This window comes from Pseudomonas sp. D47 (assembly GCF_045447305.1).
In the GTDB taxonomy this organism is placed as follows: domain Bacteria; phylum Pseudomonadota; class Gammaproteobacteria; order Pseudomonadales; family Pseudomonadaceae; genus Aquipseudomonas.
In genome coordinates, this window is record NZ_JBJGXU010000063.1 from 22383 (window position 1) to 32764 (window position 10382).

Below are 10382 nucleotides of genomic sequence, written 5' to 3' on the forward strand. Positions count from 1 at the left end.
CGAGCGTGGCCAGCACGGCTAATCTGGCCGTGAGCCGCCAAGAGTGCAGACCATGACCAACGAACAAGACCCGCGCTGGGCCGCCATCGTCACCCGCGACGCCAAGGCAGACGCACTGTTTGTGTACGGGGTTAAAACCACCGGCGTGTACTGCCGCCCCAGCAGCGCCTCGCGCTTGCCACGGCCGGAAAACATCGAATTCTTCGACACGCCGCTGCAAGCCGAAGCCGCAGGTTATCGCCCCAGCAAACGCGCCGCGGGTGACCAGACTCAATTGGCCGCGCACCATGGGCAACTGGTTGCCGATGCGTGCCGCCGCATCGAACAGGCCGAAACGCCGCCCAGCCTGGACGCTCTCGCACGCCCGGCCGGGTTAAGCGCGTTCCATTTCCACCGCGTATTCAAAGCCATCACTGGCCTGACGCCCAAGGGTTACGCCAACGCCCTGCGCTCGCGCAAAGTACGCGATGGCCTCAAGGGGCAGCACTCGGTTACCGACGCGCTGTATGACGCAGGCTTCAACTCCAACAGCCGCTTTTATGAGGCGGCTGACCAGCTACTCGGCATGAAGCCCAGCGATTACAAGGCCGGCGGCACCAACAGTGAAATTCGCTTTGCCGTGGGCCAATGCTCATTGGGGGCGATTCTGGTGGCGCAGAGTCAACGCGGTGTCTGTGCGATTTTGCTGGGGGATGACCCGGACCAACTGGTGCGCGACCTGCAGGACCAGTTCCCCAAGGCCGAGTTGGTCGGTGCGGACCGGGACTTCGAACAATTGATTGCGCAGGTAGTGGGCTTTGTCGAAGCGCCTGCCTTGGGCCTGGATTTACCCCTGGATTTGCGCGGCACCGCCTTTCAGGAACGGGTGTGGCAGGCGCTGCGCGAAGTCCCGGTGGGCAGCACTGCCAGCTACGCGCAAATTGCCCAGCGGATCGGCGCGCCAAAATCCTTTAGAGCGGTGGCCCAGGCCTGCGGAGCCAACCACTTGGCGGTGGCAATTCCCTGCCACCGCGTGGTGCGCAGCAACGGCGAGCTTTCGGGCTACCGCTGGGGCGTGGAGCGCAAGCGCCAGCTGCTGGAGCGCGAAAGTCAGTAACGGCTAGCGGATACCGATATAGATCAGCGCCACGTCGTCCGCCGGGTACACCTCAAAATCGGTGACAAACGCACGCGACTCCACACCCGGCTGCTCAAAGTAGTCCCAGACGTGCTGCCAGGCCGTGATGATCGCAGCCGGCATCGGCCCACGCGCCTCAAACACCAAATAACGCCCCGGCTCAATCACCAGGCTGTCAAACCCGGCAGCCGGTGCCTGGGTCGCCACGCCCGCAGTGACATCAAACAGCCCTTGCGCATCGGACTCATAGCCGCTGTACACCCCGTACATCGGTGACTCCGGCTGCTTGCCGGGTATTTTCTGGTAAAGCTCTTCAGCGAAAAACCGTTGCCACATCGGGCCGATCTTCGCGCTCGAAGGCTGGGCTTCATCCGCATTACGCGTGCGAACTTTCAGCCCGGACACACGAACGGCCGCTACCTGTTGTTCCTTGATTGTTTGCACCGCGCTCTCCTTTTAAAACGTCAATTTACGCTTACTTAGCGTTCCGTTTACGAAGCTTTGCGTTTAGGACACTCTGCAACCTTATACCGGTTACCGCACAGCGCCATACTGCACCTGCGACGTTTGTGCGCCTTGGTCCGATCATAAAACCACAGACTTGCCAGAAGTCCCACGGCACGCCGTCGATAGTCGCCAGGGTGTTGAGCATGTCCAGCACCGGGTCATCAGCCAGCACCATGCCATCAATTGATGGCGCCGCACGAAAACCCACTTTCGTCCAGTGAATAAAACAGACTGGCCGGGTGCCAATCGCCCTGCTAAAACAGCGCAAAGTCTTACTCACGCTGGAGACGCATCCCATGAGCAGCTGGCCAGACACTCGAATTCTTGACCTGCTGGGCATTGAAGTGCCCATCATCCAGGCCCCTATGGCCGGGGCAACGACCACCGCCATGGTCATCGCCACCAATGCGGCCGGCGGGCTGGGCTCAATGCCCGCCGCAGCGCTGACCATCGAGCAACTGCGTGAAGCCTTGGCCACGATCCGCCAGGCAAGCTCGCGGCCGATCAATGTGAATTTCTTCTGTCATCAACCGCCCGCCGCCGATGAAGCCGGTGACCGCCGCTGGAAGGACTTGCTGGAACCTTACTACCATGAACTCGGCGCCGATTTTGACGCGCCAACGCCCGCGTCCAACCGCGCACCCTTTAATGACGCTGCCTGCAAAGTGGTCGAAGAGTTCCGCCCCGAAGTGGTGAGCTTTCACTTTGGCCTGCCGGAAAAAGCCTTGCTCGACCGGGTCAAAGCCACGGACGCCAAGGTACTCTCATCGGCCACCACCGTGGAAGAAGCCCTCTGGCTGGAACAGCATGGCTGCGACGCCATCATTGCAATGGGGTTTGAGGCTGGCGGGCATCGCGGGTTGTTTCTCAGCGACGACCTCAACACCCAGATCGGCCTGATGGCACTGCTGCCGCAGATTGTCGACGCGGTCAGCGTGCCGGTGATCGCCGCCGGTGGTATCGGTGATGCGCGCGGCATTGTCGCGGCATTCGCCCTGGGCGCTTCGGCCGTGCAAGTGGGTACCGCGTACCTCTTCACTCCCGAAGCCAACGTCAGCGCTTCCCATCACCATGCACTGCGCCACGCCCAAGCCAGCGAGACCGCACTGACCAACCTGTTCACCGGCCGCCCGGCGCGAGGCATCGTTAACCGCGTGATGCGCGAACTCGGCGCGATCAACCCGCAAGCGCCCGCCTTCCCCACTTCCGGCGGCGCCTTGATGCCGCTCAAAGCCAAGGATGAAGCGGGTTTCAGCAACCTGTGGTCAGGCCAGGCATTGCGCCTGGGCAAAGACATTTCCACGTATGACCTGACCCGCGAATTGGCCGAGCAGGCACGGGCCAAGCTCCAATAGAACTGACACCAGCGGCAACGTTGCACTGTACCGGCAATGGCTAACCGCTATATATTCCTATACATAGCGATAACGCCTTCTACCTGTAACAAGCCGTACACCCTCAAAGGAGCTGCTTCATGATGATCCGCGCCTCACGCCTGGCCCCCACGGCCATCGCCACCCTGATTGCGGCCTTTGCCTTTGGCGCGGCCCAAGCCGATGAAGTGCAGGTTGCCGTTGCCGCCAACTTCACCGCACCGATCCAGGCGATTGCTGCCGATTTCGAAAAAGACACCGGCCACAAACTGGTTGCAGCCTACGGCGCCACCGGCCAGTTCTATACGCAGATCAAAAACGGCGCGCCATTCGAAGTGTTCCTCAGCGCTGACGACACCACCCCGCAAAAACTCGAAACCGAAGGCGACACCGTCAAAGGTTCGCGCTTCACCTACGCGGTCGGCACCCTGGCGCTGTGGTCGGCCAAGGAAGGTTATGTCGATGCCAAAGGTGAGGTGCTCAAGAAGAACGAATTCAAGCACCTGTCCATCGCCAACCCTAAAGCCGCGCCCTACGGCCTGGCCGCCACCCAAGTGCTGGCTAAAGAAGGCTTGACCGACAAGGTCAAGGGCAAGCTCGTTGAAGGCCAGAACATCACCCAAGCCTTCCAGTTCGTGTCCACCGGCAACGCAGAACTGGGCTTCGTCGCCCTGTCGCAAATCTACAAGGACGGCAAAGTCACCAGCGGTTCGGCGTGGATCGTTCCCGCGTCCATGCACGACCCGATCAAGCAAGACGCTGTCATTCTCACCAAAGGCAAAGACAGCGCCGCGGCCAAAGCGCTGGTCGAGTACCTCAAAGGCCCCAAAGCCGCCGCGGTGATCAAGTCTTACGGTTACGAGTTGGCCAACTAAATGCCGCTGTCGAGTGCCGATTTTTCCGCGATCTGGCTGACCATTAAACTGGCATCACTGACCACCGTGATCCTGCTGATCATCGGCACTCCGATTGCCCTGTGGCTGTCGCGCACCCGCTCCTGGTGGCGCGGCCCCATCGGTGCCATCGTCGCCCTGCCGTTGGTGTTGCCACCCACGGTCATTGGGTTTTACCTGCTGTTGACCATGGGGCCCAATGGCTACTTCGGCCAGTTCACCCGATGGCTGGGCCTGGGCACCCTGACTTTCAGCTTCACCGGGCTGGTGATTGGCTCGGTGATCTATTCCATGCCGTTTGTGGTGCAGCCGTTGCAAAACGCCTTTTCCGCCGTCGGTACTCGCCCACTGGAAGTAGCCGCCACCTTGCGCGCCAATCCCTGGGACACGTTTTTCACCGTGATCCTGCCCCTGGCCCGCCCGGGTTTTATCACCGCGTCGATACTCGGCTTCGCCCACACCGTCGGTGAGTTTGGCGTGGTGCTGATGATCGGCGGCAATATTCCCGACAAAACCCGCGTGGTGTCGGTGCAGATCTACGACCACGTCGAGGCCATGGAATATGCTCAGGCCCATTGGTTGGCCGGCTCCATGGTGGTGTTCGCCTTCCTCGTATTGCTGGCGCTCTATTCCAGCCGTAAAACCAAAATGGGCTGGAGCTGATCGATGATTGATGTACGCCTGCACCTCACCTATTCCGGCTTCGCCCTGGATGTGGACTTGCATTTGCCCGGCCGTGGCGTGACCGCCTTGTACGGGCATTCTGGCTCCGGCAAGACCACTTGCCTGCGCTGTATCGCGGGGCTTGAGCGCGCCGCAGACGGCTTTGTGCAGGTCAATGATGACGTCTGGCAAGACAGCCGCAACGGCGTATTTGTGCCGCCGCATAAGCGCGCCTTGGGGTATGTGTTTCAGGAAGCGAGCCTGTTTCCACATCTGTCAGTGCGGGCCAATCTTGAGTTCGGCCTCAAGCGTATTGCGCCTCAGCAACGTCGGGTGGACATGGCCCTGGCCACCGAACTGCTGGGCATCGGCCACCTGCTCGACCGGCACCCGCAGCACCTGTCCGGCGGCGAGCGCCAACGCATCGGCATCGCCCGCGCGCTGCTCACCAGCCCGCAATTGCTGTTGATGGATGAACCGCTGGCAGCCCTGGACAGCCAACGCAAAAGCGAAATTTTGCCGTACCTCGAACGCCTGCACGACGAACTGGATATTCCGGTGCTGTACGTCAGCCATGCCCAGGATGAAGTGGCGCGGCTGGCCGATCACATTGTATTGCTCAGCGACGGCAAGGCCCTGGCCAGCGGCCCCATCAGTGAAACCCTGGCACGGCTCGACTTACCCATCGCCTTGGGCGACGACGCCGGCGTGGTCATCAATGGCACGGTCAGTGCCTACGATGAGCACTATCAGTTGCTCACCCTGCAATTGCCCGACAGCCCATTGCAGGTACGCGTGGCGCACGCGCCGTTGGCAGTGGGCAAGCCACTGCGCATCAAGGTACAGGCCCGAGATGTCAGCCTCAGCTTGTATGGGCAAGAACCCAGCAGCATCCTTAACCGTCTGCCGGTGACGGTGACCCAGGAGATTTCTGCGGATAACAACGCCCATGTGCTGGTGCGCCTGGATGCTGGCGGCACGCCGCTGCTGGCGCGAATCACGCGGTTCTCCCGTGATCAATTGCAACTGCAGCCCGGTCTGAGGCTGTGGGCGCAAATCAAGGCGGTAGCCGTGCTCGCATAACTATTTGGCACCCGCGCAAAACCCTGCGGTCAATCAGACATACCGGCCTGATTACCGCCAAGGAATTTGCACCATGCCCCACTCCGCGCTGCTTGCCGACCTGCCCCGCGACCTGCATTACGTTGACGACACCCAACCGGGTATCCGCCGCAAGAAGCTGCGCGGCAAGTTCCAGTATGTCGATGCCAACGGTGTGCGCATCACCGATGCTGACGAAATCAAACGCCTGAACGCACTGGCCGTGCCGCCCGCCTACACCGATGTGTGGATCTGCGCCGACCCGCGTGGCCATCTGCAAGCCACGGGGCGTGACGCCCGCGGCCGCAAGCAATACCGTTACCACTCGCGCTGGCGTGAAGTGCGTGACAGCGACAAGTATTCGCGCCTGCAAGCGTTCGGGAAAGCTTTGCCAACACTGCGCGCGAAATTGGAAGCCCAAATCGCCGAACCCGGTTTCACCCGCGAGAAAGTATTGGCCACGGTGGTGATGCTGCTGGATGCCACGCTCATCCGCGTCGGCAATACCCAGTACGCGCGGGACAACAAATCCTACGGGCTGACCACCTTGCGCACCCGCCATGTGGACATCAAGGGCAGCGAAATCCAGTTTCAGTTTCGCGGCAAGAGTGGCGTGGAGCATCAGGTCAGCGTCAAGGACCGGCGCCTGGCCACGGTGGTCAAGCGCTGCCTCGAACTGCCTGGGCAAAATCTGTTTCAGTACCTGGATGAAGACGGCGAGCGGCATACCGTCAGCTCCCACGACGTCAACGCCTACCTGCACAGCCTGACGGGCGCCGATTTCACCGCCAAGGATTACCGCACCTGGGCCGGCACCGCTCTTGCCTTGGCCGTGTTGCGCGAGCTGCAATGGCAGCCGGAATCCGATGCCAAGCGGCACGTGGTGGCAACCGTCAAAGACGTCGCCAAGCAGCTCGGCAATACTCCGGCGGTGTGCCGCAAGTGCTATATCCACCCGGCCGTTCTGGAGCATTTCAGCCTAGGCGAACTGTCCAAGCTGCCCAAGCCACGGGTGCGCAAGGGCTTGAAAGCCGAAGAAGTCGCACTGGCGATGTTCCTCGAGCAATTGGCCGCCGACTTGCCGAAGAGCGCCAAGGTGAGTTAGCCTCTGCAGCCCTTCTGACGCCCGGGATGACCGCCGACGTGAACAACTAAGCCTTCCAAAATGTATCTGCAACGAGCCGCCTGGCGCGCTTGTTGGCCTGTTCGACATTTTTTTGGAGGTGCCTATGACTGACGTCAACCGGCTGCCCGTACTCGTTTCCTTGCAACACGTGTCTTTCCAGTTCGCCAATGGCGAAACCTTGCTGGAAGGTCTCAACCTGTCGATTGATCACACACCCACCGGGATTGTCGGGCGTAATGGCCGTGGCAAAAGCATTCTCGCGAAGATGCTGGCCGGGTTGCTTGCGCCCTCGTCCGGCACGCTGAAGCGTTCGGCCAGCGTCGCATACGTCGCCCAAGCAGCGGCGGTTCAACCGGGCGCAACCATCGCCGATGTCACCGGCACTGCCGAGGTGTTGGCTGCACTAGCACGCATGGCTCGCGGCGAAGCACACGTGGACGACCTGGCGCTGATCGACGATCGCTGGGACCTGGCCGAACGCCTGCGCACCGCACTGGGCGCCGCAGGCTTGGCACACCTCAATGCGCACACACCGGCCGAGCAGCTCAGCGGCGGACAATTGGCCAGGGTCACGGTGCTCGGTGCGGTGCTGGCCGAGCCACAGTTGCTGATTCTCGATGAGCCCACCAACCACCTCGACAGCGACGGCCGTGATTGGCTGTTGCATGTGCTGGCGGGCTGGCACGGCGGCCTGGTGGTGGTCAGCCATGACCGGCAATTGCTCAACGCCATGGGCCGCATCCTCGAACTGTCGCCCCTCGGCGTGCGCACGTATGGCGGCAATTACCAGGCCTACCGCCTGCAACGCGACACCGAGCAGCACGCTGCCGTTGCTGCCCTTGAACACGCGCGCCTGGAACGCAGCCGCGAGCGCAAACGCCTGCAAAAAGACCACGACAGCTTGCAACGCAATGCCGCCCGCTCACGCAAGCATGCCGAAACCGCCAACGTCGACCGGTTCACCAAAGCCCGCTGGAAAGGTGCCGCCACCGAAATCGTCAGCACTGTGCGCAGTGCACACCGCGAGTACAAAAACGAGCTGGATGTGCAGGTGCGCCAGGCCTACGAACGCGTCGTCGACGAAACGCCCACCCTGCTCGCCTTGCCCGGCTCGGCAGTGCCCAACGGTCGACACGTCCTGGCCTTGGAGCATGCGCAACTGCCGTGGCTGGATCCGCAGTCGCCTGCAACTTACCTCACACTCAACCTGACGGGCCCGGTGCGCGTTGCCGTGCACGGGCCGAACGGCTGCGGCAAATCCACCTTGCTCAAGCTGCTTGCCGGCCTGTGGCAGGCCGTCAGCGGGGAATGCGCCGTGCAAGTGCCCAGTGCTTATATTGATCAACACCTGGCGCTATTGGAGAACGAACGCAGCATCGTCGAACAGCTCAACCTGCTCGACACACCATTGGCCGAAGGCGAACTGCGCACGCGCCTGGCCTTGCTGCAACTGGATGCGTTGCGGGTGACTCAACCCACTGGCCAGTTGAGTGGCGGCGAGCGTTTAAAGGCCGCAATGGCAATTGCCTTGTGGCGCAAAGTCCCGGCACAACTGCTATTGCTGGACGAGCCTACCAACCACTTGGACCTGGAATCGGTGCTGGCCTTTGAACAGGCGTTGCAGGGTTTTACCGGGGCGATGGTGGTGGTGTCCCATGACAAGGCGTTCGTGCAAGCGATCAGGCCGACGCACGTTTTAACCTGGCAAAGTCGGGGCTGGTGGCTGAAGTGTGTCTGAGGTCATTGCGCACACACTCAAAGCGCCCTACGGTAGTGGCCGAATAATCTCACCGAGGAGCCCGGCACAATGCTGCCTGCATCGCGCAAACCTTACGTCAATGCCGCACTGGCCCATCGGCAACGCTGGCGCGGCCGGGTCGGTTTGATGTTGGTGGCCAGTCTTTCCGTACTGGCCGGCATGACCGATGCCATCGGTTTTATGGCCAGTGGCGATTTTGTCTCGTTCATGAGCGGCAATACCACGCGGCTGGCGGTAGCGATTGGCGCCGGGGACCTGGGCCTTACGGGGCGGTTGTTGTTGCTGATCGCGATGTTCGTGGTCGGCAACGCGTTGGGTGTGGTAGTCAGCCGCGTCGCCAAGCGGCATGCGCTGCCCTTGCTGTTGTGCATTGCGGCCTTGTTGTGTGGCGCAGCCTTGTGGCCGTTTGCCGATACATTGCCGGCGTTGCTCGCGGCGATTATTGCCATGGGCATGCTGAATGCGGCGGTGGAAGAGGTCAACGGTTTGCCGGTGGGCCTGACCTATGTAACCGGGGCGCTGTCACGCTTTGGTCGCGGGCTGGGCCGCTGGATACTCGGAGAGCGGCGCAATGGTTGGCGCGTGCAACTGATTCCGTGGGCGGGAATGTTTGTCGGCGCGGTGATTGGCGCGCTGCTGGAACATCAACTCGGCCTCAAGGCGCTGCTGGTCAGTGGCGCATTGGCGGCGTTGCTGGGGGTAGTGTCGCTGAAGATTCCCCGGCGCTGGCACTTGGGTTACATGCCGCGATAAGGAAGAAAAGAGGCCCGCCCGACGTTTCGGCCTCGACGTCCGTGTACTGGTAAAGAGCTACCACGTCGAGCGAGCGAAAAGAATAATAAGCGAATGTCCGGCGGCTGTCCCGTCGGGCATTTCCGAAAAATACCTAGGCGACAGCCTACAGACAGGTTGCGAGTGCGGCCAGGCGACGTTTTGTCGGCATCGAGTCTTGGCCCGCAAAGTAATTCACGGTAGAACCGGCACCCGCGCTGCGCACGTCGACGAAATAGTCGCCACCGGTGGTGTACACCGTGTAACCGCCGGCTTCCATCGGCTCCTTGAAGCCGCCGGCGTCAACGCCAAATACGGCCTCGTCCTGCCAACCGAACTGGATGCATTGGGCAACCACCAGAGGGGCCTTCTGCGATGCCAGGGTTTTGTAAGGCGTGCCGGTGCGCGCTTCTTTCATTTTCGAACCTGCACAACCGGACAGTGCTGCCACCACCATTGCGCCAATTACCAGCTTTCGCATGCCATCGCCTCCTTGGAAAAACCGCGACTCTATCATTAGCAGGCGACACCCGAGGACTATTACGTCACCCTGTCGCCTACTTACGACCTCGCTGTCACCTGGAAAACCGATGACCCCCAACGCCGAACGCTACAACCCTTCCACCGACTACGCCGACAAGCTGATCAGCCGCATCGGCCAGACGCCCACGTGGATCGCCAAGCGCATCGGCGTCACTGACAAGCGCATCCGCTACATCCTCGATGGCGAGCGCACCGTGAAGGGCGAAAGCACGCCCATCCAGATGACCTACACCGAGCAGTTCGCGCTGGAATGCCTGGCGGCTGAGGCCAAAGCCAAGAAGAAGGCGTCATCTGCTGCCGAATGAATTTAGTTTCACTGTGAAGGGTAGTTGTGCTGGCTATAGTTGGCAGGCTCATTTTTAAGAAGTCTCCCTTCTGCCCGCCCTCCCGCGGGCTTTTTTTTGCCTGGGGGTTGGGGGGCTGCTGAGTACATATCCGTTATTTGGGGGATGGTTGAGATGGGTTCCGCCCTTACGGCGGCTCACTTTTGAACAGCGCAAAAGTAAGCAAAACGCTCTTGCCCCACCAC

The 10382-nt window shown here is 61.3% G+C and carries 11 protein-coding genes and 1 pseudogene; 9 read left to right on the forward strand and 3 right to left on the reverse strand.

Going from position 1 to position 10382, the window contains the following annotated elements; all coding sequences use genetic code 11:
* Window positions 1-52: 52 nt before the first annotated feature.
* Entirely contained in the window at window positions 53-1096 is a 1044-nt protein-coding gene (ada, locus tag ACI77I_RS26745) for a bifunctional DNA-binding transcriptional regulator/O6-methylguanine-DNA methyltransferase Ada (RefSeq protein WP_406999225.1), read from the forward strand.
* Window positions 1097-1099: 3 nt separating this feature from the next.
* On the opposite strand, the gene ACI77I_RS26750 is transcribed toward ada, so the two are convergent.
* Window positions 1100-1561, reverse strand: a complete 462-nt coding sequence (locus ACI77I_RS26750) for a GyrI-like domain-containing protein (RefSeq protein WP_242149612.1) — start codon at window positions 1559-1561, stop codon at window positions 1100-1102.
* A 47-nt stretch (window positions 1562-1608) separates the two neighbouring features.
* A pseudogene (locus ACI77I_RS26755) lies at window positions 1609-1716 on the reverse strand (CGNR zinc finger domain-containing protein); the annotation flags it as partial.
* 204 nt (window positions 1717-1920) lie between these two features.
* Between ACI77I_RS26755 and ACI77I_RS26760 the strand changes: the two are divergent.
* From ACI77I_RS26760 to ACI77I_RS26790, 7 genes are all read left to right on the forward strand, one after another.
* The gene (locus ACI77I_RS26760; protein WP_406999227.1) at window positions 1921-2979 is read left to right on the forward strand and encodes an NAD(P)H-dependent flavin oxidoreductase; all 1059 of its coding nucleotides are present in this window, start codon (window positions 1921-1923) and stop codon (window positions 2977-2979) included.
* Window positions 2980-3098: 119 nt separating this feature from the next.
* Complete coding sequence (modA, locus tag ACI77I_RS26765; RefSeq protein ID WP_094952216.1) at window positions 3099-3872, forward strand: molybdate ABC transporter substrate-binding protein; 774 nt, start codon at window positions 3099-3101, stop codon at window positions 3870-3872.
* Window positions 3873-4553: a molybdate ABC transporter permease subunit gene (gene modB / locus ACI77I_RS26770; protein ID WP_406999229.1), complete on the forward strand. Its 681-nt coding sequence runs from the start codon at window positions 3873-3875 to the stop codon at window positions 4551-4553.
* A gap of 3 nt (window positions 4554-4556) precedes the next feature.
* Window positions 4557-5636 (forward strand): molybdenum ABC transporter ATP-binding protein, encoded by a 1080-nt coding sequence (modC, locus tag ACI77I_RS26775; RefSeq protein ID WP_406999231.1) that lies wholly within the window; start codon window positions 4557-4559, stop codon window positions 5634-5636.
* 73 nt (window positions 5637-5709) lie between these two features.
* On the forward strand, window positions 5710-6759 hold the full coding sequence (locus ACI77I_RS26780) for a DNA topoisomerase IB (RefSeq protein WP_406999233.1): 1050 nt from the start codon (window positions 5710-5712) through the stop codon (window positions 6757-6759).
* Between the two features lie 124 nt (window positions 6760-6883).
* Complete coding sequence (locus ACI77I_RS26785; RefSeq protein ID WP_406999235.1) at window positions 6884-8518, forward strand: ATP-binding cassette domain-containing protein; 1635 nt, start codon at window positions 6884-6886, stop codon at window positions 8516-8518.
* A 69-nt stretch (window positions 8519-8587) separates the two neighbouring features.
* Window positions 8588-9292: a YoaK family protein gene (locus tag ACI77I_RS26790; RefSeq protein ID WP_094952222.1), complete on the forward strand. Its 705-nt coding sequence runs from the start codon at window positions 8588-8590 to the stop codon at window positions 9290-9292.
* A gap of 145 nt (window positions 9293-9437) precedes the next feature.
* Here ACI77I_RS26790 and ACI77I_RS26795 read toward each other — a convergent pair whose 3' ends face one another.
* Complete coding sequence (locus ACI77I_RS26795; RefSeq protein ID WP_263273022.1) at window positions 9438-9791, reverse strand: hypothetical protein; 354 nt, start codon at window positions 9789-9791, stop codon at window positions 9438-9440.
* Between the two features lie 109 nt (window positions 9792-9900).
* On the opposite strand from ACI77I_RS26795, the gene ACI77I_RS26800 reads away from it, so the two are divergent.
* The gene (locus tag ACI77I_RS26800; RefSeq protein ID WP_094952224.1) at window positions 9901-10158 is read left to right on the forward strand and encodes a hypothetical protein; all 258 of its coding nucleotides are present in this window, start codon (window positions 9901-9903) and stop codon (window positions 10156-10158) included.
* Window positions 10159-10382: the final 224 nt, after the last annotated feature.

Coding starts and splice junctions, on each gene's coding strand:
- modC (WP_406999231.1), top strand. CDS start 4,557: ATGATTGATGTACGCCTGCACCTCACCTATTCCGGCTTCGCCCTGGAT.
- ACI77I_RS26780 (WP_406999233.1), top strand. CDS start 5,710: ATGCCCCACTCCGCGCTGCTTGCCGACCTGCCCCGCGACCTGCATTAC.
- ACI77I_RS26795 (WP_263273022.1), bottom strand. CDS start 9,791: ATGCGAAAGCTGGTAATTGGCGCAATGGTGGTGGCAGCACTGTCCGGT.
- ACI77I_RS26785 (WP_406999235.1), top strand. CDS start 6,884: ATGACTGACGTCAACCGGCTGCCCGTACTCGTTTCCTTGCAACACGTG.
- ACI77I_RS26800 (WP_094952224.1), top strand. CDS start 9,901: ATGACCCCCAACGCCGAACGCTACAACCCTTCCACCGACTACGCCGAC.
- ACI77I_RS26790 (WP_094952222.1), top strand. CDS start 8,588: ATGCTGCCTGCATCGCGCAAACCTTACGTCAATGCCGCACTGGCCCAT.
- ACI77I_RS26760 (WP_406999227.1), top strand. CDS start 1,921: ATGAGCAGCTGGCCAGACACTCGAATTCTTGACCTGCTGGGCATTGAA.
- ada (WP_406999225.1), top strand. CDS start 53: ATGACCAACGAACAAGACCCGCGCTGGGCCGCCATCGTCACCCGCGAC.
- modB (WP_406999229.1), top strand. CDS start 3,873: ATGCCGCTGTCGAGTGCCGATTTTTCCGCGATCTGGCTGACCATTAAA.
- modA (WP_094952216.1), top strand. CDS start 3,099: ATGATGATCCGCGCCTCACGCCTGGCCCCCACGGCCATCGCCACCCTG.